The 26,850-nt window shown below is 55.6% G+C and carries 24 protein-coding genes and 1 riboswitch; of the genes, 14 read left to right on the top strand and 10 right to left on the bottom strand.

The window, feature by feature from the left end; translation table 11 throughout:
- The 8 genes from nusG (at position 1) to dcuB (ending at position 13,576) form a co-directional block, all read left to right on the top strand.
- On the top strand, positions 1-546 hold the full coding sequence (gene nusG, locus AC3EMD_RS26200; protein ID WP_007665882.1) for a transcription termination/antitermination protein NusG: 546 nt from the start codon (positions 1-3) through the stop codon (positions 544-546).
- Positions 547-702: 156 nt separating this feature from the next.
- The gene (rplK, locus tag AC3EMD_RS26195; RefSeq protein ID WP_008808007.1) at positions 703-1,131 is read left to right on the top strand and encodes a 50S ribosomal protein L11; all 429 of its coding nucleotides are present in this window, start codon (positions 703-705) and stop codon (positions 1,129-1,131) included.
- A gap of 3 nt (positions 1,132-1,134) precedes the next feature.
- Positions 1,135-1,839 (top strand): 50S ribosomal protein L1, encoded by a 705-nt coding sequence (rplA, locus tag AC3EMD_RS26190; RefSeq protein WP_008808006.1) that lies wholly within the window; start codon positions 1,135-1,137, stop codon positions 1,837-1,839.
- A gap of 413 nt (positions 1,840-2,252) precedes the next feature.
- Positions 2,253-2,750 (top strand): 50S ribosomal protein L10, encoded by a 498-nt coding sequence (gene rplJ / locus AC3EMD_RS26185; protein WP_001207203.1) that lies wholly within the window; start codon positions 2,253-2,255, stop codon positions 2,748-2,750.
- A gap of 66 nt (positions 2,751-2,816) precedes the next feature.
- Positions 2,817-3,182, top strand: a complete 366-nt coding sequence (rplL, locus tag AC3EMD_RS26180) for a 50S ribosomal protein L7/L12 (protein WP_002884142.1) — start codon at positions 2,817-2,819, stop codon at positions 3,180-3,182.
- A gap of 324 nt (positions 3,183-3,506) precedes the next feature.
- Positions 3,507-7,535: a DNA-directed RNA polymerase subunit beta gene (gene rpoB, locus AC3EMD_RS26175; protein WP_008808005.1), complete on the top strand. Its 4,029-nt coding sequence runs from the start codon at positions 3,507-3,509 to the stop codon at positions 7,533-7,535.
- 76 nt (positions 7,536-7,611) lie between these two features.
- Complete coding sequence (rpoC, locus tag AC3EMD_RS26170) at positions 7,612-11,835, top strand: DNA-directed RNA polymerase subunit beta' (RefSeq protein ID WP_008808004.1); 4,224 nt, start codon at positions 7,612-7,614, stop codon at positions 11,833-11,835.
- A gap of 400 nt (positions 11,836-12,235) precedes the next feature.
- Positions 12,236-13,576 carry an anaerobic C4-dicarboxylate transporter DcuB gene (dcuB, locus tag AC3EMD_RS26165; RefSeq protein ID WP_008808003.1) on the top strand — a complete coding sequence of 447 codons (1,341 nt, stop codon included), beginning with the start codon at positions 12,236-12,238 and terminating at the stop codon, positions 13,574-13,576.
- A gap of 43 nt (positions 13,577-13,619) precedes the next feature.
- On the opposite strand, the gene AC3EMD_RS26160 is transcribed toward dcuB, so the two are convergent.
- From AC3EMD_RS26160 to AC3EMD_RS26115, 10 genes are all read right to left on the bottom strand, one after another.
- Positions 13,620-13,937 carry a PTS lactose/cellobiose transporter subunit IIA gene (locus AC3EMD_RS26160; protein ID WP_008808002.1) on the bottom strand — a complete coding sequence of 106 codons (318 nt, stop codon included), beginning with the start codon at positions 13,935-13,937 and terminating at the stop codon, positions 13,620-13,622.
- 3 nt (positions 13,938-13,940) lie between these two features.
- Positions 13,941-14,246, bottom strand: coding sequence for a PTS sugar transporter subunit IIB (locus AC3EMD_RS26155; protein WP_002884150.1), 306 nt, complete (start codon positions 14,244-14,246; stop codon positions 13,941-13,943).
- A gap of 171 nt (positions 14,247-14,417) precedes the next feature.
- A complete protein-coding gene (locus AC3EMD_RS26150) occupies positions 14,418-15,950 on the bottom strand; it encodes a sensor domain-containing diguanylate cyclase (protein ID WP_064143096.1) in 1,533 nt (510 codons plus the stop codon).
- 315 nt (positions 15,951-16,265) lie between these two features.
- Positions 16,266-17,399, bottom strand: a complete 1,134-nt coding sequence (gene thiH / locus AC3EMD_RS26145; protein WP_012543211.1) for a 2-iminoacetate synthase ThiH — start codon at positions 17,397-17,399, stop codon at positions 16,266-16,268.
- Complete coding sequence (gene thiG / locus AC3EMD_RS26140; protein WP_016160090.1) at positions 17,396-18,166, bottom strand: thiazole synthase; 771 nt, start codon at positions 18,164-18,166, stop codon at positions 17,396-17,398. Before thiG ends, thiH begins: the two co-directional genes overlap by 4 nt.
- A 1-nt stretch (position 18,167) precedes the next feature.
- Positions 18,168-18,368, bottom strand: coding sequence for a sulfur carrier protein ThiS (thiS, locus tag AC3EMD_RS26135; RefSeq protein ID WP_143832363.1), 201 nt, complete (start codon positions 18,366-18,368; stop codon positions 18,168-18,170).
- Positions 18,352-19,107, bottom strand: a complete 756-nt coding sequence (gene thiF / locus AC3EMD_RS26130) for a thiazole biosynthesis adenylyltransferase ThiF (protein WP_008807997.1) — start codon at positions 19,105-19,107, stop codon at positions 18,352-18,354. Before thiF ends, thiS begins: the two co-directional genes overlap by 17 nt.
- Positions 19,100-19,735: a thiamine phosphate synthase gene (gene thiE, locus AC3EMD_RS26125; RefSeq protein ID WP_302073848.1), complete on the bottom strand. Its 636-nt coding sequence runs from the start codon at positions 19,733-19,735 to the stop codon at positions 19,100-19,102. The genes thiF and thiE overlap by 8 nt, the downstream gene beginning before the upstream one ends.
- Positions 19,735-21,630: a phosphomethylpyrimidine synthase ThiC gene (thiC, locus tag AC3EMD_RS26120; RefSeq protein ID WP_016160091.1), complete on the bottom strand. Its 1,896-nt coding sequence runs from the start codon at positions 21,628-21,630 to the stop codon at positions 19,735-19,737. The genes thiE and thiC overlap by 1 nt, the downstream gene beginning before the upstream one ends.
- Positions 21,631-21,716: 86 nt before the next feature.
- Positions 21,717-21,841: riboswitch (TPP riboswitch) on the bottom strand.
- Positions 21,842-21,894: 53 nt separating this feature from the next.
- Entirely contained in the window at positions 21,895-22,392 is a 498-nt protein-coding gene (locus tag AC3EMD_RS26115) for an Rsd/AlgQ family anti-sigma factor (protein ID WP_002884324.1), read from the bottom strand.
- Positions 22,393-22,485: 93 nt separating this feature from the next.
- Between AC3EMD_RS26115 and nudC the strand changes: the two genes are divergently transcribed.
- The 6 genes from nudC (at position 22,486) to AC3EMD_RS26085 (ending at position 26,848) form a co-directional block, all read left to right on the top strand.
- Entirely contained in the window at positions 22,486-23,259 is a 774-nt protein-coding gene (gene nudC, locus AC3EMD_RS26110; protein ID WP_008807994.1) for an NAD(+) diphosphatase, read from the top strand.
- 40 nt (positions 23,260-23,299) lie between these two features.
- On the top strand, positions 23,300-24,364 hold the full coding sequence (hemE, locus tag AC3EMD_RS26105; RefSeq protein ID WP_008807993.1) for a uroporphyrinogen decarboxylase: 1,065 nt from the start codon (positions 23,300-23,302) through the stop codon (positions 24,362-24,364).
- Between the two features lie 12 nt (positions 24,365-24,376).
- Positions 24,377-25,048, top strand: coding sequence for a deoxyribonuclease V (gene nfi, locus AC3EMD_RS26100; RefSeq protein ID WP_008807992.1), 672 nt, complete (start codon positions 24,377-24,379; stop codon positions 25,046-25,048).
- Between the two features lie 42 nt (positions 25,049-25,090).
- A complete protein-coding gene (locus AC3EMD_RS26095; RefSeq protein WP_012543208.1) occupies positions 25,091-25,681 on the top strand; it encodes a YjaG family protein in 591 nt (196 codons plus the stop codon).
- Between the two features lie 186 nt (positions 25,682-25,867).
- A complete protein-coding gene (gene hupA, locus AC3EMD_RS26090) occupies positions 25,868-26,140 on the top strand; it encodes a nucleoid-associated protein HU-alpha (protein ID WP_002884342.1) in 273 nt (90 codons plus the stop codon).
- A gap of 12 nt (positions 26,141-26,152) precedes the next feature.
- Positions 26,153-26,848: a DUF1481 domain-containing protein gene (locus AC3EMD_RS26085; RefSeq protein ID WP_055323285.1), complete on the top strand. Its 696-nt coding sequence runs from the start codon at positions 26,153-26,155 to the stop codon at positions 26,846-26,848.
- Positions 26,849-26,850 lie beyond the last annotated feature (2 nt).

Here is a 26,850-nt window from a genome sequence, read left to right as displayed (position 1 = left end):
ATGTCTGAAGCTCCTAAAAAGCGCTGGTACGTCGTTCAGGCGTTTTCCGGTTTTGAAGGTCGCGTAGCTACTTCGCTGCGTGAACATATCAAATTACACAACATGGAAGAGTTGTTTGGCGAAGTCATGGTTCCAACCGAAGAAGTGGTTGAAATCCGTGGCGGCCAGCGTCGCAAAAGCGAACGTAAATTCTTCCCTGGCTACGTTCTGGTTCAGATGGTCATGAACGACGCGAGCTGGCACCTGGTGCGCAGCGTACCGCGTGTGATGGGCTTCATCGGCGGTACTTCCGACCGTCCGGCGCCGATCAGCGACAAAGAAGTCGATGCCATCATGAACCGCCTGCAGCAGGTTGGCGATAAGCCGCGTCCGAAAACGCTGTTTGAGCCGGGCGAAATGGTTCGTGTCAACGATGGTCCGTTCGCTGACTTTAACGGCGTCGTTGAAGAAGTGGACTATGAGAAGTCCCGCCTGAAAGTTTCTGTTTCTATCTTCGGCCGTGCGACGCCGGTAGAACTGGACTTCGGTCAGGTTGAGAAGGCGTAAGCCGGCGATCAAAAAAGCAGCGATTTAATCGTTGCATAGGGCGCGAAATTGGCATACAATTTCGCGCCTTTTGTTTTTATGGGCCTGGCCCGTAAAACGATGTTTAATCACGGGGAGCTTCTCTGAAGCGTTAATACCCAATTTGAGGATTTAAGAATGGCTAAGAAAGTACAAGCCTACGTCAAGCTGCAGGTTGCAGCTGGTATGGCAAACCCGAGTCCGCCGGTTGGTCCAGCACTGGGTCAGCAGGGTGTTAACATCATGGAATTCTGCAAAGCGTTCAACGCAAAAACTGAATCCATGGAAAAAGGTCTGCCAATCCCGGTTGTTATCACCGTTTACGCTGACCGTTCTTTCACTTTCGTTACCAAAACCCCGCCGGCAGCAGTTCTGCTGAAAAAAGCGGCTGGTATCAAGTCCGGCTCTGGTAAGCCGAACAAAGATAAAGTGGGTAAAATTTCCCGCGCTCAGCTGCAGGAAATCGCGCAGACCAAAGCTGCCGACATGACTGGTGCCGACATTGAAGCGATGACTCGCTCCATCGAAGGTACTGCACGTTCCATGGGCCTGGTAGTGGAGGACTAAGAAATGGCTAAACTGACCAAGCGCATGTCCGTGATCCGTGACAAAGTTGATGCAACTAAACAGTATGACATCAACGAAGCCATCTCTCTGCTGAAAGAACTGGCTACTGCTAAGTTCGTTGAAAGCGTTGACGTTGCTGTAAACCTGGGCATCGATGCTCGTAAATCTGACCAGAACGTACGTGGTGCAACTGTACTGCCGCACGGTACTGGCCGTTCTGTTCGCGTTGCCGTATTTGCCCAGGGCGCAAACGCTGAAGCTGCTAAAGCTGCAGGCGCTGAGCTGGTAGGTATGGAAGATCTGGCTGACCAGATCAAGAAAGGCGAAATGAACTTTGACGTTGTTATTGCTTCCCCGGATGCAATGCGCGTTGTTGGCCAGCTGGGCCAGGTTCTGGGTCCGCGCGGCCTGATGCCAAACCCGAAAGTGGGTACCGTAACCCCTAACGTTGCTGAAGCGGTTAAGAACGCTAAAGCAGGTCAGGTTCGTTATCGTAACGACAAAAACGGCATCATCCACACCACCATCGGTAAAGTGGACTTTGACGCTGACAAACTGAAAGAAAACCTGGAAGCTCTGCTGGTTGCGCTGAAAAAAGCAAAACCGACTCAGGCGAAAGGCGTGTACATCAAGAAAGTTAGCATCTCCACCACCATGGGTGCAGGTGTTGCAGTAGATCAGGCTGGCCTGAACGCTTCTGCAAACTAATGCCTTTACGTGGGCGGTGATTTTGTCTACAATCTTACCCCCACGATTCTGTCAATAAGACAGACGCTATGCGAGTCATTTGAATTGCAGCAAGGCAGCAATCGAGTGAATCACCGGGAGTGTAGTTAACTACATGACCGGTGTGAACGAGAGCAGCTAACGCCGCTGCGGTTCGAAGGACGAAGTCATAGAAAGAATTTGTTCGTTGGAGCCTGGCCTATCCAGGCCTCCGTCGAAGACCGCAGGTGTTTCGCAAGAAACTTAATCCCCTGCGTAGACGGTGACAGAACGCTAAGATTATTTTTGGATACTCTGGCTTGTTTCTGCTCACCGTATTTAGACGCTCTTTTCGTTGAATTGAGTGAAGTGAGTTCCAGAGCATAAGCTCTGGCAAACATCCAGGAGCAAAGCTAATGGCTTTAAATCTTCAAGACAAACAAGCGATTGTTGCTGAAGTCAGCGAAGTAGCCAAAGGCGCGCTGTCTGCAGTAGTTGCGGATTCCCGTGGCGTAACTGTAGATAAAATGACTGAACTGCGTAAAGCAGGTCGTGAAGCTGGCGTATACATGCGTGTTGTTCGTAACACCCTGCTGCGCCGCGTCGTTGAAGGTACTCAGTTCGAGTGCCTGAAAGACACGTTTGTTGGTCCGACCCTGATTGCATACTCTATGGAACACCCGGGCGCTGCTGCTCGTCTGTTCAAAGAGTTCGCGAAAGCGAATGCAAAATTTGAGGTCAAAGCCGCTGCCTTTGAAGGTGAGCTGATCCCGGCGTCGCAGATCGACCGCCTGGCAACTCTGCCGACCTACGAAGAAGCAATTGCACGCCTGATGGCAACCATGAAAGAAGCTTCGGCTGGCAAACTGGTTCGTACTCTGGCTGCTGTACGCGATGCGAAAGAAGCTGCTTAATCGCAGTTATCTTTATAAAGCATTCGCTTACGTATAAACTTATTCTGATATTCAGGAACAATTTAAATGTCTATCACTAAAGATCAAATCATTGAAGCAGTATCCGCTATGTCCGTAATGGACGTTGTTGAGCTGATCTCTGCAATGGAAGAAAAATTCGGTGTTTCCGCTGCTGCTGCTGTAGCTGTAGCTGCTGGCCCGGTTGAAGCTGCTGAAGAAAAAACTGAATTCGACGTAATTCTGAAAGCTGCTGGCGCTAACAAAGTTGCTGTTATCAAAGCAGTACGTGGCGCAACTGGCCTGGGTCTGAAAGAAGCTAAAGACCTGGTAGAATCTGCTCCGGCTGCACTGAAAGAAGGCATCAGCAAAGACGACGCTGAAGCTCTGAAAAAATCTCTGGAAGAAGCTGGCGCTGAAGTTGAAGTTAAATAAGCCAACCCTTCCGGTTGCAGCCTGAGAAATCAGGCTGAGGCTGGTGACTTTTTAGTCACCAGCCTTTTTGCGCTGTAAGGCGCCAGTAGCATTTCACACTGTTTGACTGCTGGTTTGCCTGACAATGCTTGTTTCTATCGACGACTTAATATACTGCGACAGGTTAGGGTTCCTGGGCTGTGTAAATCGCAACGAAATGGTTTAAGCGTGATAGCAACAGGTATTGCGGAAAGTGTTCCATTTTCCGGTCAACAAAATAGTGTTGCATAAAAAACTGCCTTACTTAGGCAGACGGGTCGACTTGTCAGCGAGCTGAGGAACCCTATGGTTTACTCCTATACCGAGAAAAAACGTATTCGTAAGGATTTTGGTAAACGTCCACAAGTTCTGGACATACCTTATCTCCTTTCTATCCAGCTTGATTCGTTCCAGAAGTTTATCGAGCAAGATCCTGAAGGGCAGTATGGTCTGGAAGCAGCCTTCCGTTCCGTATTCCCAATTCAGAGCTACAGCGGTAATTCAGAGCTGCAATACGTCAGCTACCGTCTGGGCGAACCTGTTTTTGATGTTAAAGAATGTCAGATCCGTGGCGTGACTTATTCTGCACCGCTGCGCGTAAAACTGCGTCTGGTGATCTACGAGCGCGAAGCGCCGGAAGGCACCGTTAAAGACATCAAAGAACAAGAAGTCTACATGGGCGAAATCCCGCTCATGACCGACAACGGTACCTTTGTTATCAACGGTACCGAGCGTGTTATCGTTTCTCAGCTGCACCGTAGCCCGGGCGTCTTCTTTGACAGTGACAAAGGTAAGACCCACTCCTCCGGTAAGGTCCTGTATAACGCACGTATCATCCCTTACCGCGGTTCCTGGCTGGACTTCGAATTCGACCCGAAAGACAACCTGTTCGTTCGTATCGACCGTCGTCGTAAACTGCCGGCAACCATCATTCTGCGCGCGCTGAATTACACCACTGAGCAGATCCTTGACCTGTTCTTCGAGAAAGTGGTCTTTGAAATTCGCGACAACAAGCTGCAGATGGAGCTGGTACCGGAGCGTCTGCGCGGTGAAACCGCCTCCTTCGATATCGAAGCCAACGGTAAAGTGTACGTTGAGAAAGGCCGTCGTATTACTGCGCGCCACATTCGCCAACTGGAAAAAGACGATATCAAACATATCGAAGTTCCGGTTGAGTACATTGCGGGTAAAGTTGCTTCTAAAGACTACATCGACGAAGCGACCGGCGAACTGATCTGCCCGGCGAACATGGAGCTGAGCCTGGATCTGCTGGCTAAACTGAGCCAGTCCGGTCACAAGCGTATCGAAACGCTGTTCACCAACGATCTGGACCACGGTCCGTACATTTCTGAAACGGTACGCGTCGACCCGACCAACGATCGTCTGAGCGCGCTGGTAGAAATCTACCGCATGATGCGCCCGGGTGAGCCGCCGACTCGCGAAGCGGCTGAAAGCCTGTTTGAGAACCTGTTCTTCTCCGAAGACCGCTACGATCTGTCCGCGGTTGGTCGTATGAAGTTCAACCGTTCTCTGCTGCGCGACGAAATCGAAGGTTCCGGTATCCTGAGCAAAGACGACATCATCGAAGTGATGAAGAAGCTCATCGATATCCGTAACGGTAAAGGCGAAGTCGATGATATCGACCACCTCGGCAACCGTCGTATCCGTTCCGTTGGCGAAATGGCGGAAAACCAGTTCCGCGTTGGCCTGGTACGTGTAGAGCGTGCGGTTAAAGAGCGTCTGTCTCTGGGCGATCTGGATACCCTGATGCCTCAGGATATGATCAACGCCAAGCCGATTTCCGCAGCAGTGAAAGAGTTCTTTGGTTCCAGCCAGCTGTCCCAGTTTATGGATCAGAACAACCCGCTGTCTGAGATTACGCACAAACGTCGTATCTCCGCACTCGGCCCAGGTGGTCTGACCCGTGAACGCGCAGGCTTCGAAGTTCGAGACGTACACCCGACGCACTACGGTCGCGTATGTCCAATCGAAACGCCTGAAGGTCCGAACATCGGTCTGATCAACTCCCTGTCCGTGTACGCACAGACTAACGAATACGGTTTCCTTGAGACCCCGTATCGTAAAGTGACCGACGGTGTGGTTACCGATGAAATTCACTACCTGTCTGCTATCGAAGAAGGCAACTACGTTATTGCTCAGGCGAACTCCAACCTGGATGAAAACGGCCACTTCGTAGAAGACCTGGTTACCTGCCGTAGCAAAGGCGAATCCAGCTTGTTCAGCCGCGACCAGGTTGACTACATGGACGTATCCACCCAGCAGGTGGTATCCGTCGGTGCGTCCCTGATCCCGTTCCTGGAGCACGATGACGCCAACCGTGCATTGATGGGTGCGAACATGCAACGTCAGGCGGTTCCGACTCTGCGCGCTGATAAGCCGCTGGTTGGTACCGGTATGGAACGTGCTGTTGCCGTTGACTCCGGTGTTACTGCGGTGGCTAAACGTGGCGGTACCGTTCAGTACGTGGATGCTTCCCGTATCGTTATCAAAGTTAACGAAGACGAGATGTACCCGGGCGAAGCAGGTATCGACATCTATAACCTGACCAAGTACACCCGTTCTAACCAGAACACCTGCATCAACCAGATGCCTTGCGTGTCCCTGGGCGAACCCATTGAGCGCGGCGACGTGCTGGCCGACGGCCCATCCACCGACCTTGGTGAACTGGCGCTGGGTCAGAACATGCGCGTAGCGTTCATGCCGTGGAACGGCTACAACTTCGAAGACTCCATCCTCGTCTCCGAGCGTGTTGTTCAGGAAGACCGTTTCACCACCATCCACATTCAGGAACTGGCGTGCGTGTCCCGTGACACCAAGCTGGGGCCGGAAGAGATCACCGCTGACATCCCGAACGTGGGTGAAGCTGCGCTCTCTAAACTGGATGAGTCCGGTATCGTTTATATCGGCGCGGAAGTGACCGGCGGCGACATTCTGGTTGGTAAGGTAACGCCGAAAGGTGAAACCCAGCTGACGCCGGAAGAGAAACTGCTGCGTGCGATCTTCGGTGAGAAAGCGTCTGACGTTAAAGACTCTTCTCTGCGCGTACCGAACGGTGTCTCTGGTACCGTTATCGACGTTCAGGTCTTTACCCGTGATGGCGTAGAAAAAGACAAACGTGCGCTGGAAATCGAAGAGATGCAGCTGAAGCAGGCGAAGAAAGACCTGTCTGAAGAACTGCAGATCCTCGAAGCCGGTCTGTTCAGTCGTATCTACGCGGTGCTGGTCTCCGGTGGCGTTGAAGCTGAGAAGCTCGACAAACTGCCGCGCGATCGCTGGCTGGAACTGGGCCTGACCGACGAAGAGAAACAGAATCAGCTGGAGCAACTGGCTGAGCAGTATGACGAACTGAAACACGAGTTCGAGAAAAAACTCGAAGCGAAACGCCGTAAAATCACCCAAGGCGACGATCTGGCACCGGGTGTGCTGAAGATCGTTAAGGTATACCTGGCCGTTAAACGCCGTATCCAGCCTGGTGATAAGATGGCAGGCCGTCACGGTAACAAGGGTGTTATCTCTAAGATCAACCCGATCGAAGATATGCCGCACGATGCTAACGGTACGCCGGTAGATATCGTACTGAACCCGCTGGGCGTACCGTCTCGTATGAACATCGGTCAGATCCTGGAAACTCACCTGGGTATGGCTGCGAAAGGCATCGGCGATAAGATCAACGCCATGCTGAAACAGCAGCAAGAAGTCGCGAAACTGCGCGAATTCATCCAGCGTGCTTACGATCTGGGCGCTGACGTTCGCCAGAAAGTTGACCTGAATACCTTCAGCGATGAAGAAGTTCTGCGTCTGGCTGAAAACCTGCGTAAAGGCATGCCGATCGCAACGCCGGTATTCGACGGTGCGAAAGAAGCTGAAATCAAAGAGCTGCTGCAGCTGGGCGACCTGCCGACTTCCGGTCAGATCACCCTGTTTGACGGCCGCACCGGTGAACAGTTCGAACGTCCGGTAACCGTGGGTTACATGTACATGCTGAAACTGAACCACCTGGTCGACGACAAAATGCACGCTCGTTCCACCGGTTCCTACAGCCTGGTTACTCAGCAGCCGCTGGGTGGTAAGGCGCAGTTCGGTGGTCAGCGCTTCGGTGAGATGGAAGTGTGGGCGCTGGAAGCTTATGGCGCGGCCTACACCCTGCAGGAAATGCTCACCGTTAAGTCTGATGACGTGAACGGTCGTACCAAGATGTATAAAAACATCGTGGACGGCAACCACCAGATGGAACCGGGCATGCCGGAGTCCTTCAACGTACTGTTGAAAGAAATCCGCTCGCTGGGCATCAACATCGAACTGGAAGACGAGTAACTCTCGCTCAAACAGGTCACTGGTGCCGGGATAAAACCCGGCGCCAGATTGTGCTAACTCCGACGGGAGCAAATCCGTGAAAGACTTATTAAAGTTTCTGAAAGCGCAAACTAAAACCGAAGAGTTTGATGCGATCAAAATTGCTCTGGCATCGCCAGACATGATCCGTTCATGGTCTTTCGGTGAAGTTAAAAAGCCGGAAACCATTAACTACCGTACGTTCAAGCCTGAGCGTGACGGTCTGTTCTGTGCTCGTATTTTCGGGCCAGTAAAAGACTATGAGTGCCTGTGCGGTAAGTACAAGCGCCTGAAACACCGCGGTGTGATCTGTGAGAAGTGCGGCGTTGAAGTGACCCAGACTAAAGTGCGTCGTGAGCGCATGGGCCACATCGAGCTGGCATGCCCGACGGCGCACATCTGGTTCCTGAAATCGCTGCCGTCCCGTATCGGCCTGCTGCTGGATATGCCGCTGCGCGATATCGAACGTGTACTGTACTTCGAATCCTACGTGGTTATCGAAGGTGGCATGACCAACCTCGAACGCAACCAGATTCTGACTGAAGAGCAGTACCTGGATGCGCTGGAAGAGTTCGGTGACGAATTCGACGCGAAAATGGGTGCGGAAGCGATCCAGGCGCTGCTGCGCAATATGGATCTGGAGCAGGAATGCGAACAGCTGCGTGAAGAGCTGAACGAAACCAACTCCGAAACCAAGCGTAAAAAGCTGACCAAGCGCATTAAGCTGCTGGAAGCGTTCGTTCAGTCTGGCAACAAGCCGGAATGGATGATCCTGACCGTTCTGCCGGTTCTGCCGCCAGATCTGCGTCCGCTGGTTCCGCTCGATGGCGGCCGTTTTGCGACTTCTGACCTGAACGATCTGTATCGTCGCGTCATTAACCGTAACAACCGTCTGAAACGTCTGCTGGATCTGGCTGCGCCGGACATCATCGTACGCAACGAAAAACGTATGCTGCAGGAAGCGGTTGACGCCCTGCTGGATAACGGCCGTCGCGGTCGTGCGATCACCGGTTCTAACAAACGTCCTCTGAAATCTTTGGCCGATATGATCAAAGGTAAACAGGGTCGTTTCCGTCAGAACCTGCTCGGTAAGCGTGTTGACTACTCCGGTCGTTCTGTTATCACCGTAGGTCCATACCTGCGTCTGCATCAGTGCGGTCTGCCGAAGAAAATGGCGCTGGAGCTGTTCAAACCGTTCATTTACGGCAAGCTGGAACTGCGTGGCCTGGCCACCACCATCAAAGCCGCTAAGAAAATGGTTGAGCGCGAAGAAGCCGTTGTTTGGGATATCCTGGACGAAGTTATCCGCGAACACCCGGTACTGCTGAACCGTGCGCCAACGCTGCACCGTTTAGGTATCCAGGCATTCGAACCGGTTCTGATCGAAGGTAAAGCTATTCAGCTGCACCCGCTGGTTTGTGCGGCATATAACGCCGACTTCGATGGTGACCAGATGGCTGTTCACGTACCGCTGACGCTGGAAGCCCAGCTGGAAGCGCGTGCGCTGATGATGTCTACCAACAACATCCTGTCCCCGGCGAACGGCGAACCAATCATCGTTCCGTCTCAGGACGTTGTACTGGGTCTGTACTACATGACCCGTGACTGTGTTAACGCCAAAGGCGAAGGCATGGTGCTGACTGGCCCGAAAGAAGCGGAGCGTATTTATCGCGCCGGTCTGGCCTCTCTGCATGCGCGCGTTAAAGTGCGTATCACCGAATACGAAAAAGACGAGAATGGTGAATTCGTCGCGAAGACTAGCCTGAAAGACACGACCGTTGGCCGTGCCATTCTGTGGATGATCGTACCGAAAGGTCTGCCGTTCTCTATCGTGAACCAGGCGCTCGGTAAGAAAGCGATCTCCAAGATGCTGAACACCTGTTACCGTATTCTGGGCCTGAAACCGACCGTTATTTTTGCGGACCAGACGATGTACACCGGCTTTGCTTATGCAGCGCGTTCAGGTGCATCCGTTGGTATCGATGACATGGTCATCCCGGAGAAAAAATACGAAATCATCAGCGAAGCGGAAGCGGAAGTTGCTGAGATTCAGGAACAGTTCCAGTCTGGTCTGGTCACCGCGGGCGAGCGCTACAACAAAGTTATCGATATCTGGGCTGCGGCGAACGATCGTGTATCCAAAGCGATGATGGATAACCTGCAAACCGAAACCGTGATTAACCGTGACGGTCAGGAAGAGCAGCAGGTTTCCTTCAACAGCATCTACATGATGGCCGACTCCGGTGCGCGTGGTTCTGCGGCACAGATTCGTCAGCTGGCTGGTATGCGTGGTCTGATGGCGAAGCCGGATGGCTCGATCATCGAAACGCCGATCACCGCGAACTTCCGTGAAGGTCTGAACGTACTCCAGTACTTCATCTCCACCCACGGTGCGCGTAAAGGTCTGGCGGATACCGCACTGAAGACAGCGAACTCCGGTTACCTGACTCGTCGTCTGGTTGACGTTGCCCAGGACCTGGTCGTCACTGAAGACGACTGCGGCACCCTGGAAGGCATCACCATGACGCCGGTTATCGAAGGTGGCGACGTTAAAGAGCCGCTGCGCGATCGCGTACTGGGTCGTGTGACTGCTGAAGACGTTCTGAAGCCGGGTACCGCGGACATTCTGGTTCCACGCAACACGCTGCTGCATGAGCACTGGTGTGACCTGCTGGAAGAGAACTCCGTTGACTCCGTCAAAGTTCGTTCCGTTGTATCCTGTGACACCGACTTTGGTGTATGTGCGCACTGCTATGGTCGTGACCTGGCGCGTGGCCACCTCATCAACAAAGGTGAGGCTATCGGCGTTATCGCGGCACAGTCCATCGGTGAGCCGGGTACACAGCTGACGATGCGTACGTTCCACATCGGTGGTGCGGCATCTCGTGCGGCTGCTGAATCCAGCATCCAGGTGAAAAACAAAGGTAGCATCCGTCTGAGCAACGCGAAGTCGGTTGTGAACTCCAGCGGTAAACTGGTTATCACCTCTCGTAACACCGAGCTGAAACTGATCGACGAATTCGGTCGTACCAAAGAAAGCTATAAAGTGCCTTACGGCTCCGTTATGGCGAAAGGCGATGGCGAACAGGTTGCCGGCGGTGAAACCGTTGCAAACTGGGATCCGCATACCATGCCGGTTATCACCGAAGTGAGTGGTTTCGTCCGCTTCACTGACATGATCGACGGCCAGACCATTACTCGTCAGACCGACGAGCTGACCGGTCTGTCTTCGCTGGTGGTTCTGGATTCCGCAGAACGTACCTCCGGTGGTAAAGATCTGCGTCCGGCACTGAAAATTGTTGATGCTCAGGGCAACGACGTTCTGATCCCAGGCACCGATATGCCTGCTCAGTACTTCCTGCCGGGTAAAGCGATTGTTCAGCTGGAAGATGGCGTACAGATCAGCTCTGGTGACACCCTGGCGCGTGTTCCGCAGGAATCCGGCGGTACCAAGGACATCACCGGTGGTCTGCCGCGCGTTGCGGATCTGTTCGAAGCACGTCGTCCGAAAGAGCCGGCAATCCTGGCTGAAATCAGCGGCATCATTTCCTTCGGTAAAGAAACCAAAGGGAAACGTCGTCTGGTTATCACCCCGGTAGACGGTAGCGAACCGTACGAAGAGATGATTCCGAAATGGCGTCAGCTGAACGTGTTCGAAGGTGAACGTGTAGAACGTGGTGACGTGGTTTCCGACGGTCCGGAAGCACCGCACGACATTCTGCGTCTTCGTGGCGTGCACGCGGTAACGCGTTACATCACCAACGAAGTGCAGGACGTTTACCGTCTGCAAGGCGTTAAGATTAACGATAAGCACATTGAAGTTATCGTTCGTCAGATGCTGCGTAAAGCGACCATCGAAAGTGCTGGTAGCTCCGACTTCCTCGAAGGCGAGCAGGTTGAATACTCCCGCGTTAAGATCGCTAACCGCGAGCTTGAAGCGAATGGCAAAGTGGCGGCAACCTATTCCCGCGACCTGCTGGGTATCACCAAAGCGTCTCTGGCAACCGAGTCCTTCATCTCCGCGGCCTCGTTCCAGGAGACCACTCGCGTGCTGACCGAAGCAGCCGTTGCGGGCAAACGCGACGAACTGCGCGGTCTGAAAGAGAACGTCATCGTGGGTCGTCTGATCCCGGCGGGTACCGGTTATGCGTACCACCAGGATCGTATGCGCCGTCGCGCAGCGGGCGAACAGCCAGCTGCTCCGCAGGTGAGCGTAGAAGAAGCGTCTGCCAACCTGGCAGAACTGCTGAACGCAGGCCTGGGCGGTTCTGACAACGATTAATCGTTGATGCACTGCTAAAAAGCCGGTCAGGTTTCCTGACCGGCTTTTTTATTGTTTGTTCGCCGCCTCACCCTCTTCTTTAATTACATTTACGACATATTAACGCCGCATATTTTTAGCAATTAATTCATATAAAATATCCATCCCCCGTTCACTGGAAAAACCTTTGTTTATATATGGGTAAAAGTTCTACTCATATCAAAAAATAATCAATCCAAAGGCGATATATTCAAAATACCTAATGAATCATGGGATTACTTCTGCTGCTTTATCTTCGAAGCTACGGCTCTGGAGAGGGATCGCCGCATCTCATGCTTCTCCCGATAAGACGCAGAAATAATACCGGCAGGCAGGTGTTGGTCATTTCTTTTGGTCTGAGTGGACAGGCTCTGGGGGCTGCATGGAATTTGCGATACAACTCATTATTATCTTAATTTGTCTGTTTTATGGTGCCCGAAAAGGCGGTATTGCGCTGGGCCTGTTGGGCGGCATCGGTTTGGTTATCCTTGTTTTTGTGTTCCATCTTCAGCCGGGTAAACCACCGGTTGATGTAATGCTGGTGATCATTGCCGTCGTGGCCGCTTCGGCCACGCTACAGGCGTCCGGCGGGCTGGATGTCATGTTACAGATTGCCGAGAAGCTGCTGCGGCGCAACCCGAAATATGTTTCAATCGTCGCGCCTTTCGTCACCTGCACGCTGACCATTCTCTGCGGTACCGGACACGTGGTGTACACGATCCTGCCGATTATCTACGATGTCGCCATTAAGAATAACATTCGTCCGGAGCGTCCGATGGCGGCCAGCTCCATAGGCGCCCAGATGGGGATCATCGCCAGCCCGGTCTCGGTAGCGGTGGTGTCGCTGGTGGCGATGCTGGGGAATTTTACCTTTAACGGTAAACACCTGGAATTTCTCGACCTGCTGGCGATAACCATTCCGTCCACGCTGCTGGGGATCCTGGCGATTGGTATCTTCAGCTGGTTCCGTGGCAAAGATCTGGATAAAGACGAAGCCTTCCAGGCGTTTATTGCGGTACCGGAAAATCGCCATTACGTCTATGGCGATACGGCGACGCTGCTGGATAAAAAGCTGCCGACCAGCAACTGGATTGCGATGTGGATCTTTCTGGCCTCCATCGCCGTGGTGGCCCTGCTCGGCGCGTTTTCCGAACTGCGTCCGGCCTTCGACGGTAAGCCGCTGTCGATGGTGCTGGTGATCCAGATGTTCATGCTGCTCTCCGGGGCGCTTATTATCATCATTACCAAAACTAACCCAGCGTCGATTTCTAAAAATGAGGTTTTCCGTTCGGGAATGATCGCTATCGTCGCGGTATACGGCATCGCGTGGATGGCGGAGACTATGTTCGGCGCGCATATGACCGAGATTAAAGGTGTGCTCGGGGAGATGGTGAAGGAGTACCCGTGGGCTTACGCCATCGTACTGCTGCTGGTTTCGAAGTTTGTGAACTCTCAGGCGGCAGCGCTGGCGGCGATTGTTCCGGTGGCGCTGGCCATCGGCGTCGACCCGGCCTATATCGTGGCTTCCGCGCCGGCCTGCTATGGCTACTATATTCTGCCGACCTACCCAAGCGATCTGGCGGCGATCCAGTTCGACCGCTCAGGGACCACCCATATCGGCCGCTTTGTCATTAATCATAGCTTCATCCTGCCCGGGCTCATCGGCGTCGGTGTCTCCTGCGTGTTTGGCTGGGTATTCGCCGCGATGTATGGTTTTCTTTGAGAGGGGACGGGCGCCGGCAGCGGCGCCCGTTAAATCCGCGAGATTACTGCGCGAGCGGCAGACGACGATAGAGTTCAATCATATCGGTCGCCAGATCCTGAATGACCATGGCGTTCATCAGGTGGTCCTGAGAGTGAACGGTGATCAGGTTGACCGGCAGCTTACCGGTGCCTTCATCCAGGCCGATGAGCTGGGTCTGGATTTTATGCGCATGTTTGACGAACTCATGGGACTCGGCCATGGCCTGCTCGGCTGCCGCAAAGTCACCTTTCCGTGCTAACTGGAGAGCAGTGAGCGCCGCGCTACGTGCGGAACCGGCATTAACCAACAGCTCCATGATGATCGTTTCTAAATCTTCCATCGATTACTCCAGCATCTTCAGGGCTTTATCCAGAACGGCATCGCCTTTCATCATGCCGTAGTCCATCATATCGATCACCGCGACTTTCTTGCCGAATGGATCGGCCAGCGCCTGCAGTTTCGCCTGCTCATATTTCACCTGCGGGCCGAGCAAAATAATGTCGGCGGCGGCCAGGTTATCTTTAAACTCGGCGACCGGGACGGCCTTGATAGAAACCTCAACACCTTTTTTCTGCGCGGCATCTTGCATACGCTGAACCAGCATGCTGGTGGACATACCGGCGGCACAGCACAAAACGATATTCTTCATAGTCAGTGGCCCTTGTGTTCCGTGATGTCTTATCTTTATCGCGGCCCTGGCGATGCGACAACCGCTTTACCGTGATTGTGTGTAAGTCATCACACAAAAATTGAAACCGGTTTCATTTTTGCCGATAAAAATAAAAAAGCCCACCGAAGTGGGCGGCCGCGTCCTGTTGTCTCACGCGCGGAGGATGCGGTTTTTACCTTGTTGCTTGGCTTTGTAAAGTGCCTCATCGACGCTCACCACCAGCTTATCCAGCGGCTCCATATTCCATTCCCCCAGTCCGGCGCTAAAGGTGACCGTCAGGCCATCTTCGCGCCAGGTACGCCGTTCGACGTTGACCCGCCATGTTTCCAGTAGCGTTCGGGCGTTATCGATGTGTTCCGCAGGAAAGACCACCGCGAACTCTTCACCGCCGTAGCGATAAAGGGAAATCTCCAGCGGCTGGAGGACCTGCAGCCCCTCGCGGGCGACGTTGCGCAGGACGATATCGCCGTTGAGGTGTCCCCAGGTGTCGTTGATCGATTTGAAGTTATCGATATCGACCAGGGCAAGGGCGAAAGGTTGGTGATCGTTCATCAGCGCGGCGATATCGCTGTCGAAGGCGCGGCGGTTTTTGCAGCCAGTGAGGGCGTCGATGGTGGCCTGGCGAACGTAGGTCAGTTCACGCTGTTTGTTGGTTTCAATGGCTTTACTCAGCATTGCCTCAAGGCGCGGAGCGCGTTTGACGTCGCCGGTTTTAATCGCATTGATGATATTCATCAGCACGGTACGGGAAGCATGACGCAGATAAAGGCCGAACAAGAGGATGATAATCGCCGCGAGTGAGAAACCGCCGATCACTAAGTTTGTCTCATGGCGCGTCAGATTGATCAGGGTGGCGTTATCGACACGGTAAATCACGAACCAGTCGGGATTGGTAAAGGAGTAGTAGTAATACCAGGTATCGCTCCTGATATCGTAAAGCTGCCCCTCTCCGCTGGTCATTTTATCCATCAGTTCGTCGCTGACGAAGGGTTTAAACAGCGCGCCCGGGTCGGAGTGCAGGACAACTTTGCCATCCCGCTGCACCACAAAAAATTCCCCCTGTACGGGGGCGACCATCTGCCGTAGCGCGAACCCCATGGAGGTGAGATCTAGATGAAAAGCCAGGCTGCCCTTGAGTTTACCCTCCGGAGTAATGATGGGTTTGAAAATGGTAATCGTCGGATGGTGGGTGAAAAAGTCCATATACGGGCTGGTGTAGTGGCTGAAGGTGCTGGCTTCTGCCTGTTTGATAAACCAGGGCCGCGTTTTGGGGTCGAAAGCCAGGCTGTCTTCATTTTTCAGTACTTCCGGGGCGCGCAGATAGTGGCCCTCGGTATCCGCCAGCGAGATGGATGAGACGCTTGGCATCATGTTCTGTAACTGCATTAGCGTGGTTAACCCTTTCTCCGGATCAACGTTCACCGCGCGGTTCAGTTCGTCATTACGGGCAAAGAAGGTGGCCGCGCGGCCGAGGATAAAATCATTTTCCCGCAGCAGCGTTTCCGTATAGTTGATGGCCAGGTTGTGGGTAAAGTTGCGGTTAATATCGTGATAATCTTCGAGAAAATCTTTCCGCTGTGCCAGGGTGACAAAAGTAGCAATCAGCATGAAACTGAGCAAAATGCCGGCAAACCCCACGACGATTGGTGTCGTAAAAGAGAGTTTTCTGTTGTGTAGCGCCATGAATCGTTAATCGTCCCGGATGTATAAACCAAGGGTCCGAACGCAGCTTGTGTCAGCGAGCCTGCCGATCGAATCAGTTAACTATTGCTCAATTATAACTCTGAGGCCTTCATCTATCGTGATTTATATTCGTCGATAATGAACCGGCCCTCGCGCAGCGCGGAGAGGCAGGGCGAAAATGAGGAAGAAAACGTTCGCCCTGGTCAGCGTCCGTTGCTGACCCGGGCAGAATAGAAAAACGGCGGCAATCGGGCGACTCCCCATTTTTCATCTCTCGTGCAGGCACGCAAAATAATCAGCGGCTTGCAACATACTTCATGATGATTGCGAGGCGCGTCCCAGCCAGCTGTCCCAGTCTTTCCATACCGGCTGCAGGCCACGGGCGGCTAGCGCGCTGGCGACCTCTTCAGGGCGGCGATCGTCATGTGGGGCAAATTGCTCGAGCTCCGGATGATCGTCGGCGTAGCCGCCGGGCTGCGTTTTAGAGAAGGCGCTGACGTTATTGATCGCCAGCGGGATCACCCGGTCGCGGAACCAGGGTGATTCACGGGTTGAAAGCGACAGCTCAACCTCCGGCGCCAGCAGGCGGAAGGCGCAAATGGTCTGCACCAGCTGGCGCTCATCCATCAGCGAAGCTGGTTCAATACCGCCGGCGCAGGGACGCAGGCGCGGGAAGGAGACCGAGTAGCGGCTGCGCCAGTAGCGCTGTTGCAGCCACAGCAGGTGCTCGGCGACCATAAAGCAGTCCACCCGCCAGCTGTCGGAAAGACCAATCAACGCGCCGAGGCCGATCTTATCGATCCCCGCCTCGCCCAGGCGATCCGGTGTATCCAGCCGCCAGAAGAAATCCTGTTTTTTCCCTTTCAGATGGTGCTGGGCATACATGCTTTCATGGTAGGTCTCCTGATAGACCATTACCCCGTCGAGCCCCAGCGTTTTCAGCTCGGCATACTCTTCGGTCGCCAGCGGCTGCACCTCCATATGCAGCGAGGCAAACTGGCTGCGGATAGCCGGCAGGTGCTGGCGGAAATAATCCATTCCCACCTTGCCCTGATGCTCGCCGGTCACCAGCAGCAGATGCTCAAAGCCCAGGTCGCGGATCGCGGCGCACTCGCGGGCAATCTCGGCGGCATCCAGCGTCTTGCGCTTAATGCGATTGCTCATTGAGAAGCCGCAGTAGGTGCAGTCATTGGCGCACAGGTTGGAGAGATACAGTGGTACGTAAAAGCTGACGGTATTGCCGAAGCGCTGCCGGGTGAGCCGCTGCGCACGCTGGGCCAGCGGTTCAAGATAGTTGGCCGCCGCCGGTGAAAGCAGGGCCATCATGTCGTCACGGGTGAGCTGTTTGGCCGCCAGCGCCCGTTCGACGTCGGCGGCGGTTTTGCTGTTGATGCGCAGGCGGATGTCGTCCCACTCCAGCTCCCGCCAGCGATCGCTGAAGGTTTTCATGCCAGCGCCTCCAGGAATCCGGTCAGCGGGCTGGTGGCCTGCGCCTGCGTACTGCGTGCCCCCGGTCCGGCCTGACGCGCCAGTAATCCGGCATCGACTGCCATACGGAAGGCGCGGGCCATGGTCACGGGGTCGTCGGCGACGGCAATGGCGGTATTGACCAGCACCGCATCTGCGCCCATCTCCAGCGCCTGCGCCGCATGGCTCGGCACGCCGATCCCGGCATCAACCACCACCGGTACCGTCGCCTGTTCGATAATAATCTCCAGCATAGCCCTGGTTTCCAGCCCCTGATTGGAGCCGATCGGCGCACCCAGCGGCATCACCGCCGCGCAGCCAGCCTCTTCCAGCCGTTTACACAGCACCGGATCGGCGCCACAGTAGGGCAGGACGACGAACCCTTCGCGCACCAGCAGCTCCGCCGCCTTCAGGGTTTCAATCGGGTCAGGCAGCAGCCAGCGGGCATCCGGGTGGATCTCCAGCTTCAGCCAGTGGGTGCCCAGGGCTTCCCGCGCCAGGCGGGCGGCAAACACCGCCTCTTCCGCCGTCTTGGCGCCTGAGGTATTCGGCAGCAGGTTAACGCCCGCCGCCAGCAGCGGCGCGAGAATCGCGTCATTGTTCTGGCGTAAATCGACGCGCTTCATCGCCAGCGTCACCAGCTGGCTTCCCGAGGCGCGAATCGCCTCAACCATCACCTCCGGGGCGGCGAATTTGCCGGTACCGGTAAAAAGATGGGATTCAAACGTTTTGTCTGCAATACGTAACATGTCAACCTCCAGCGATAACCTGAAAAAGCAGGATCCGATCGCCTTCCTGTAAGAGATAATCTTCCCACCGGTCGCGCGGCAGGATGTGTTGATTAAGCGCCAGCGCAACGCCCGGCTGCAGCTGTTCGAGCTGGGTCAGTAGGGCGCTGACGCTGAGATTGTCGGCACATGCCAGCGGCTCGTCGTTAAACCAAATCTGCATGCCGCCCTCCGCACACCGGGCAATTTCGGGAGCGCTGTAGCGCCAGATTACGCCAGTTGCTGGTGCGGGCGTCGAACAGCCGCAGGGTATTACGCGGCGTCGTCATGCCGCTGAGCAGCTTAATCGCCTCCAGCGCCTGCAGCGTGCCCATCATGCCGACGACCGGGCCGACGATCCCCGCGGTGCGGCAGTTGCGCTGCGGTTCGTCGCTATCCGGCCACAGGCAGCGATAGCAGCCCTGCGCCCAGGGGGGAGTGAGCACCATCAACTGACCGCCGAAGCCGACGGCGCTGGCGGTCACTAACGGGGTGTCGAGGGCCACACAGGCGGCGTTGATTGCCTGGCGGGTCACCATGTTATCGGTGCAGTCCAGCACCACGTCCGCTTTCGCCACCTCAGCGCGCAGCGCCTCGCCGCTCAGACGTTGCTGGAGCGCAACCAGTTTGATCTGCGGGTTTAGCTGACTGAGCCGGGTCTTTGCCGCCGCGGCTTTTGGCCGGTCGATATCCTCGCTGGTGAACAGGATCTGCCGCTGCAGGTTGCTGAGATGCACGGCATCGTCATCGGCCAGGGTCAGCGTCCCGACGCCCGCTCCGGCAAGATAGAGCGCCGCCGGGGAGCCCAGCCCGCCAAGGCCGATAATCAGCACCCGGCTGGCTAACAGTTTCTGCTGACCCTCGATGGCAATATCCTCCAGCAGCAGCTGGCGGCTATAGCGCATAAAGTCGTGATCATTCATCGCCTGCTCCCGCCAGCGCCAGCAGCTGGTCTGTCGCTGCCCGCCAGTCCGCCGCCTGGGTAATAGCGCTGACCACCGCGATGCTGCCGACGCCGGTCGCCAGTACGCCCGGCGCTTTTTCCAGACTGATGCCGCCGATCGCGACGGTGGGGTAATCCGCCAGGCGTTGAATATGTCTGGCTAGCTGGTCGAGGCCCTGCGGCGCGGAAGGCATCTGTTTGGTTTGCGTCGGGAAGACGTGGCCCAGCGCGATGTAAGAGGGGCACGCCGCCAGCGCGACATCAATTTCCATATCGTCGTGAGTGGAGACGCCAAGACGCAGTCCGGCTTTGCGGATAGCGCTCAGATCGGTGGTTTCCAGATCTTCTTGCCCCAGGTGTACCCCGTAGGCCTGATGCTTAATCGCCAGCTGCCAGTAATCGTTAATGAACAACCGGGCGTGATAGCGGCGGCCAAGGGCGATGGCGGCGATCACGTCATTCTCCACGTCGCTGTCACGTTGGTCTTTGATGCGCAGTTGAAGAGTACGCACTCCCGCCTCCAGCAGGCGCTCAATCCACGCCACGCTGTCAACCACCGGGTAGAGTCCAAGACGAAATGGGACGGGTGGAAAATCAGGTTGATACATCAGGCTTCCTCCTGTTTCAGGTAGATTTCGCCGCCACGGGCGCGGAAGTGATGCGACATATCGGCCATGCCAGCTTCGATATTTTGCTTCGCGGCGTAGTCGCGGACTTCCTGGGTGATTTTCATCGAACAGAATTTCGGCCCGCACATGGAGCAGAAATGGGCGACCTTGCCGGACTCCTGCGGCAGGGTTTCATCGTGATAGGCCCGCGCGGTGAAGGGGTCGAGCGCGAGGTTGAACTGGTCTTCCCAGCGGAATTCGAAACGCGCTTTGGACATCGCGTTGTCGCGGATCTGCGCCCCGGGGTGGCCTTTCGCGAGGTCGGCGGCGTGGGCGGCGATTTTGTAGGTAATCAGCCCCTGTTTCACATCCTCTTTGTTGGGCAGGCCGAGATGCTCTTTTGGCGTGACGTAGCACAGCATCGCGCAGCCAAACCAGCCAATCATTGCCGCGCCGATACCGGAAGTGAAATGGTCGTAGCCCGGCGCGATGTCGGTGGTGAGCGGGCCTAAGGTGTAGAATGGCGCTTCGTGGCAATGCTCCAGCTCTTCGGTCATATTGCGGCGGATCATCTGCATCGGCACGTGGCCGGGGCCTTCAATCATCACCTGCACGTCATACTCCCAGGCGATTTTCGTCAGTTCGCCCAGCGTATGCAGCTCGGCGAACTGCGCCTCGTCGTTGGCGTCCTGGATCGAGCCGGGGCGCAGACCATCGCCGAGGGACAGCGACACGTCATAGGCGGCGCAGATTTCACAGATTTCGCGGAAGTGCTGGTAGAGGAAGTTTTCCTGATGGTGCGACAGGCACCACTTGGCCATGATGGAACCACCGCGCGACACGATACCTGTCAGGCGCTTCGCGGTCATCGGCACGTAGCGCAGCAGTACGCCGGCGTGAATCGTGAAGTAGTCGACGCCCTGTTCGGCCTGTTCCAGCAGGGTATCGCGGAAGGCTTCCCAGGTCAGGTTCTCGGCAATGCCGTTGACCTTCTCCAGCGCCTGGTAAATCGGGACGGTACCAATCGGCACCGGGCTGTTGCGCAGGATCCACTCGCGGGTTTCGTGGATATAGCGGCCGGTGGAGAGGTCCATCACCGTGTCGGCGCCCCAGCGGGTTGACCAGACCAGTTTTTCCACCTCCTCTTCGATGGAAGAGGTCACCGCCGAGTTGCCGATATTGGCATTCACTTTCACCAGGAAATTGCGGCCGATAATCATCGGCTCAGATTCCGGGTGGTTGATGTTGGCGGGGATGATGGCGCGTCCGGCGGCAACTTCATCGCGGACGAACTCGGGGGTAATGTTTTCCGGCAGGCGGGCACCGAAGCCTTCCCCGGCATGCTGCTGGCGCAGAACCTCGCTGCGGATACGTTCGCGACCCATGTTTTCGCGAATGGCGATGAACTCCATCTCCGGGGTGACGATCCCCTGGCGGGCGTAGTGCAGTTGGGTAACGCATTTCCCGGCGACGGCGCGTTTGGGCGTCAGCAGGCCGCTGAAGCGCAGCTCATCGAGACCATCATCGGCCAGCCGCGCTTTGGTATAGGCCGAGCTGCGTTCGCTGAGCGGAGCGCAGTCGTTACGCGCGTCGATCCACGGCTGGCGCAGCTTTGCCAGCCCCTGGCGGACATCAATGCCAATATCCGGGTCGCCATAAGGGCCGGAGGTGTCATATACCGGGATCGGTTCATTGGCTTCGTACCGGGGGTTATCTTTATCGCCGCCGACGAGGGTCGGGCTGAGCTCAATTTCACGCATCGGGACGCGGATATCCGCTTGTGAGCCGTGAACGTAGATGCGGCGTGAATTGGGAAAAGCGGTACCTGCCAGCGTATCAATGAATCGCTGCGCGTGCTCGCGTTGTTCCCGACGGGTGAGTTTGGTAGTAGACATAGCGCATTCCAGTTAAAAAAGGAGATGGCTTGTCAGACGACGGATGGAGTAACAGATGCGACCGATCCAGAACGGACAGGTGCGACCAGCAGTTTACTCTTGTTCCCTTCGCAGGTATTAGCCTGATCAGGTTCCGCGGATCCCGAATTAACGGTCTCAGCCTTTTCCACTTTAGCCAGCGCATGGAAAATAGGCACTCCGACAAGATGACGTCCCCTCCGGAGAGGGGGAATGGAGGTAAACTACTCGTTAATTGCGCACAACTCAAGCGGTCGGCGCAATATTATCGCGCACGTCGTTGCTCAGATTATGCGCGACGGCGAGGGCGATCAGTTTATCCTCCAGCGCGAAACGTGCTTCCAGCGACTCGCCGATATCCGACAGCGCCTGCTGAAATTCAAGGTAGTTATCGTGATCGATAGCGTTTTCGAGGCAGGTATCGTAGTAGTCCATCATCTGCTGGGTATTGGCTTCCAGCTGTGGATAAAGCCGGGTGGCGGCTAAAAGTGGGGTATCGCCTTCCATTTCGCCAATAATGCGTTCATAAATACTAAAATGACCGGATGAGAGGTAATCCACCAGACTTTGGCAAAAGTCATCCAGCGCCTTTTCGTTTAGCCGCATAAATGACTCTTTGCCCGGTTTCAGGCCAACCAGATTGTAGTAAGCCACGAGCAGATGCTTACGCACTTGTAGCCAGCGATCGACCAGTTCATTACTACCGCCAACGCGCTCCGTCAGATTTTCCAGCTGGTTTAGCATGATTGACTCCGCTAGTTTTGATTTAAATCTGCTCACCAAAATGTAAATATAATGTTAACAACATGCCAGTGAAGCAAAGGTAGTGCAATAGATATGGATCGTATTATTGAAAAATTAGATCGCGGCTGGTGGGTTGTCAGTCACGAACAAAAATTATGGTTGCCTGGTGGAGAATTACCACATGGCGAAGCGGTTAATTTCGATCTTGTCGGACAGCATGCGCTGCATATTGGCGAGTGGCAGGGCGAGTCCGTCTGGATGGTGCGCCAGGATCGCCGCCATGACATGGGATCGTTACGCCAGGTTCTGGATCAGGATCCGGGTCTCTTCCAGCTGGCGGGGCGAGGGATCCAGCTCGCCGAATTTTATCGATCGCATAAATTTTGCGGCTACTGTGGCCATCCGATGCATGCCAGCAAAAGCGAATGGGCGATGCTGTGCAGCCACTGCCGTGAACGCTATTACCCGCAAATTGCCCCCTGCATTATCGTCGCTATCCGTCGCGATGATTCGATCCTGTTGGCGCAACATACCCGCCATCGTAACGGCGTGCACACCGTGCTGGCCGGGTTTGTCGAAGTGGGTGAAACCCTTGAGCAGGCAGTGGCCCGCGAGGTGATGGAGGAGAGCGGCATCAAGGTGAAAAACCTGCGCTATGTGACCTCTCAGCCGTGGCCGTTTCCGCAGTCGCTGATGACCGCCTTTATGGCGGATTACGCGGATGGCGATATCGTGGTCGACAAAAAAGAGCTGCTGACCGCGGACTGGTACCGCTATGACAATCTACCGCTCCTGCCACCGCCGGGCACGGTGGCGCGTCGGCTTATCGAAGATACGGTGGCGATGTGTCGGGCAGAGTTCGAGTGACATGTTACACTGGGCGCATCAACGCTAAAGGAATGTAAAAATGACCGAACTGAAAAACGATCGTTACCTGCGCGCGCTGCTGCGTCAGCCGGTTGATGTCACCCCGGTGTGGATGATGCGCCAGGCGGGCCGCTATTTACCGGAGTACAAAGCCACCCGTGCGCAAGCGGGCGACTTTATGTCGCTGTGTAAAAATGCCGAGCTGGCCTGCGAAGTGACGCTCCAGCCGCTGCGCCGTTACCCGCTGGATGCGGCGATCCTCTTTTCGGACATCCTGACGATCCCGGACGCCATGGGTCTGGGGCTGTACTTTGAAGCTGGCGAAGGTCCGCGCTTCACCTCGCCGATAAAAAGCAAAGCCGACGTCGACAAGCTGCCAATCCCGGATCCGGAGCAGGAACTGGGCTATGTCATGAACGCCGTGCGTACCATTCGCCGCGAACTGAAAGGCGAAGTGCCGCTGATCGGCTTCTCCGGTAGCCCCTGGACGCTGGCGACCTACATGGTGGAAGGCGGCAGCAGCAAAGCGTTCACCGTGATCAAAAAGATGATGTACGCCGAACCGCAGGCGCTGCATGCGCTGCTGGAGAAGCTGGCGAAAAGCGTCACCTTGTACCTCAACGCGCAGATCAAAGCCGGCGCGCAGTCGGTGATGATTTTCGACACCTGGGGCGGGGTGCTGACCGGTCGCGACTATCAGCAGTTCTCGCTCTACTACATGCATAAAATTGTCGATGGCCTGCTGCGGGAGAATGAAGGCCGCCGCGTGCCGGTGACCCTGTTCACCAAAGGCGGTGGCCAGTGGCTGGAAGCGATGGCGGAGACCGGCTGTGACGCGCTGGGGCTCGACTGGACCACCGATATCGCTGATGCTCGCCGTCGTGTAGGTCACAAAGTGGCGCTCCAGGGCAATATGGACCCGTCGATGCTGTATGCTCCCGCCCCGCGTATTGAAGAGGAAGTGGCGACTATTCTCGCCGGCTTCGGCCAGGGCGAAGGCCATGTCTTTAACCTTGGTCACGGCATCCATCAGGATGTCGACCCGCAGCATGCGGGCGTCTTTGTTGAGGCGGTGCATCGTCTTTCCACACCCTATCATCAATAGGAGATAAGCCGTATGGATTTAGCCGCGCTACGTACCCAACAACAACAGTTAGCCGCGTCGGTCGAGCGAGCGGATCGACTGGATCGCGACCCGCCGGCGTTGATCGGCGGCGCGGATGTCGGGTTTGAGCAGGAAGGGGAAGTGACCCGGGCTGCGATGGTGCTGCTGACCTGGCCTGAGCTTGAGCTGGTGGAGTATCAGGTGGCGCGCGTCGCCACCACCATGCCCTATATTCCCGGCTTTCTCTCGTTTCGCGAAACACCTGCGCTGCTGGCGGCGTGGGAGCAGCTTTCGCAAAAACCGGACCTGCTCTTCGTCGACGGCCACGGTATCTCCCATCCCCGGCGGCTCGGCGTCGCCAGCCATTTTGGTCTGATGATTGACGTGCCGACCATCGGGGTGGCGAAAAAACGGCTGTGCGGAAAAATCGGCGAACTGGGTGATGAGCCCGGCGCACTGGCCCCGCTGATGGATAAAAATGAGCAACTGGCCTGGGTCTGGCGCAGCAAAGTGCGCTGCAACCCGCTGTTTATTAGCACCGGTCACCGGGTGGGCATGGACAGCGCCTTAATGTGGGTTGAGCGCTGCATGCGAGGCTATCGTCTCCCCGAGCCGACGCGCTGGGCCGATGCGGTGGCGTCCCGTCGTCCGTCGTTTGTGCGTTGGCAAGCAAATCACGGCTGATTCAGGTACACTGCGCCTAATTTCTGACTTCGAGAATTCATCATGTTACAAAACCCGATTCACCTGCGCCTGGAGAAGCTGGAAAGCTGGCAGCATGTCACTTTTATGGCCTGCCTGTGCGAGCGTATGTACCCTAACTACGCCATGTTCTGCAAGCAAACCGAGTTCGGCGACGGCCAGCTGTACCGTCGTATCCTGGACCTGATCTGGGAAACGCTGACGGTTAAAGATGCGAAGGTGAATTTCGACAGTCAGCTGGAGAAGCTGGAAGAGGCCATCCCGGCGGCAGATGATTTCGACCTGTACGGTGTTTACCCGGCTATAGACGCCTGCGTGGCGTTGAGCGAACTGATCCATTCGCGTCTGAGCGGTGAAACACTTGAGCACGCGATTGAGGTGAGCAAGACATCCATCACCAGCGTGGCGATGCTGGAAATGACCCAGGCCGGTCGCGAAATGACCGATGAAGAGCTGAAAGCGAACCCGGCGGTAGAGCAGGAATGGGATATTCAGTGGGAAATTTTCCGCCTGCTGGCCGACTGCGAAGAGCGTGACCTTGAGCTGATAAAAGGTCTGCGCGCGGACCTGCGTGAGGCCGGTGAGAGCAATATTGGTATAAATTTTCAGCAGTGAGACCAGAAAACGTGATTTACCGCCTGAATTGTAGCGTCTGAAGGCTTCCATTCCGCCCCCCGTCTGGTCTACATTTGGAGGGCGAAAAAAAGTGGCTATCGGTGCGTGTATGCAGGAGGGTGCTTTTTTGGCATTTCCGTCGCACTCGATGCTTAGCAAGCGATAAACACATTGTAAGGATAACTTATGAACAAGACTCAACTGATTGATGTAATTGCGGACAAAGCTGACCTGTCCAAAGCACAGGCTAAAGCTGCCCTGGAATCTACCCTGGCTGCAATTACTGAGTCTCTGAAAGAAGGTGATGCTGTTCAACTGGTTGGTTTCGGTACCTTCAAAGTGAACCACCGCGCTGAGCGTACTGGCCGCAACCCGCAGACCGGTAAAGAGATCAAAATCGCTGCAGCTAACGTGCCGGCATTTGTTTCTGGCAAAGCACTGAAAGACGCAGTTAAGTAAGACCGCGTGGCAGTGAACAGTTTTATCGAAGGGGCTATTAAGCCCCTTTTGTCTGTCTGGCGCCGGCCTCTGGCGCTGGCGGGCATCCTGTTGCTGACTGCCTGCAGCCACGACGCCTCGCTTCCACCGTTTACCGCCAGCGGTTATGCGGATAATCAGGGGGCGATGCGTATCTGGCGTAAAGATTCAGGTGATGAAGTCCATCTTCTCGCCGCTTTCAGCCCGTGGCGTCACGGGGATACCTCGACCAGTGAATATCGCTGGCAGGGCGATCAATTGACGTTTATCGAACTCAATGTCTACGGTAAGCCGCCGGAACATATTCGCGCCCGCTTCGACGCGCAGGGCGATCTCAGCTTTATGCAGCGGGAAGTCGACGGGCAGAAGCAACAGCTCTCCAGCGACCAGGTCGCACTGTATCGTTATCGCGCCGAGCAGATCCGCCAGACCAGCGATGCTCTCCGCCAGGGACGCGTCGTCCTGCGTCAGGGGCGCTGGAACGCTGCCGCGCATACCGTGTTGACCTGTGAAGGTCAGACGGTTAAGCCTGACCTCGATAGCCGGGCCCTGGCGCATATTGAACGTCGCCAGAGTCATTCCTCCGCCGCGGTGAGCATCGCCTGGCTGGAGGCGCCTGAAGGCTCTCAACTATTGCTGGTCGCCAATGAAAACTTCTGCACCTGGCAGCCGACAGAAAAAAGCTTCTAACG

The sequence above is a fragment of the Klebsiella sp. PK18 genome, from assembly GCF_057784655.1.
The sequence above is the reverse complement of the archived record's forward strand: the minus strand, read 5'-3'. Positions and strand labels throughout refer to the sequence as shown.

What these genes read in the sequence shown, in the direction of transcription:
- nusG (WP_007665882.1), top strand. Translation starts at nt 1, where the DNA reads ATGTCTGAAGCTCCTAAAAAGCGCTGGTACGTCGTTCAGGCGTTTTCC.
- rplK (WP_008808007.1), top strand. Translation starts at nt 703, where the DNA reads ATGGCTAAGAAAGTACAAGCCTACGTCAAGCTGCAGGTTGCAGCTGGT.
- rplA (WP_008808006.1), top strand. Translation starts at nt 1,135, where the DNA reads ATGGCTAAACTGACCAAGCGCATGTCCGTGATCCGTGACAAAGTTGAT.
- rplJ (WP_001207203.1), top strand. Translation starts at nt 2,253, where the DNA reads ATGGCTTTAAATCTTCAAGACAAACAAGCGATTGTTGCTGAAGTCAGC.
- rplL (WP_002884142.1), top strand. Translation starts at nt 2,817, where the DNA reads ATGTCTATCACTAAAGATCAAATCATTGAAGCAGTATCCGCTATGTCC.
- rpoB (WP_008808005.1), top strand. Translation starts at nt 3,507, where the DNA reads ATGGTTTACTCCTATACCGAGAAAAAACGTATTCGTAAGGATTTTGGT.
- dcuB (WP_008808003.1), top strand. Translation starts at nt 12,236, where the DNA reads ATGGAATTTGCGATACAACTCATTATTATCTTAATTTGTCTGTTTTAT.
- AC3EMD_RS26160 (WP_008808002.1), bottom strand. Translation starts at nt 13,937, where the DNA reads ATGGAAGATTTAGAAACGATCATCATGGAGCTGTTGGTTAATGCCGGT.
- AC3EMD_RS26155 (WP_002884150.1), bottom strand. Translation starts at nt 14,246, where the DNA reads ATGAAGAATATCGTTTTGTGCTGTGCCGCCGGTATGTCCACCAGCATG.
- AC3EMD_RS26150 (WP_064143096.1), bottom strand. Translation starts at nt 15,950, where the DNA reads ATGGCGCTACACAACAGAAAACTCTCTTTTACGACACCAATCGTCGTG.
- thiH (WP_012543211.1), bottom strand. Translation starts at nt 17,399, where the DNA reads ATGAAAACCTTCAGCGATCGCTGGCGGGAGCTGGAGTGGGACGACATC.
- thiG (WP_016160090.1), bottom strand. Translation starts at nt 18,166, where the DNA reads ATGTTACGTATTGCAGACAAAACGTTTGAATCCCATCTTTTTACCGGT.
- thiS (WP_143832363.1), bottom strand. Translation starts at nt 18,368, where the DNA reads ATGCAGATTTGGTTTAACGACGAGCCGCTGGCATGTGCCGACAATCTC.
- thiF (WP_008807997.1), bottom strand. Translation starts at nt 19,107, where the DNA reads ATGAATGATCACGACTTTATGCGCTATAGCCGCCAGCTGCTGCTGGAG.
- thiE (WP_302073848.1), bottom strand. Translation starts at nt 19,735, where the DNA reads ATGTATCAACCTGATTTTCCACCCGTCCCATTTCGTCTTGGACTCTAC.
- thiC (WP_016160091.1), bottom strand. Translation starts at nt 21,630, where the DNA reads ATGTCTACTACCAAACTCACCCGTCGGGAACAACGCGAGCACGCGCAG.
- AC3EMD_RS26115 (WP_002884324.1), bottom strand. Translation starts at nt 22,392, where the DNA reads ATGCTAAACCAGCTGGAAAATCTGACGGAGCGCGTTGGCGGTAGTAAT.
- nudC (WP_008807994.1), top strand. Translation starts at nt 22,486, where the DNA reads ATGGATCGTATTATTGAAAAATTAGATCGCGGCTGGTGGGTTGTCAGT.
- hemE (WP_008807993.1), top strand. Translation starts at nt 23,300, where the DNA reads ATGACCGAACTGAAAAACGATCGTTACCTGCGCGCGCTGCTGCGTCAG.
- nfi (WP_008807992.1), top strand. Translation starts at nt 24,377, where the DNA reads ATGGATTTAGCCGCGCTACGTACCCAACAACAACAGTTAGCCGCGTCG.
- AC3EMD_RS26095 (WP_012543208.1), top strand. Translation starts at nt 25,091, where the DNA reads ATGTTACAAAACCCGATTCACCTGCGCCTGGAGAAGCTGGAAAGCTGG.
- hupA (WP_002884342.1), top strand. Translation starts at nt 25,868, where the DNA reads ATGAACAAGACTCAACTGATTGATGTAATTGCGGACAAAGCTGACCTG.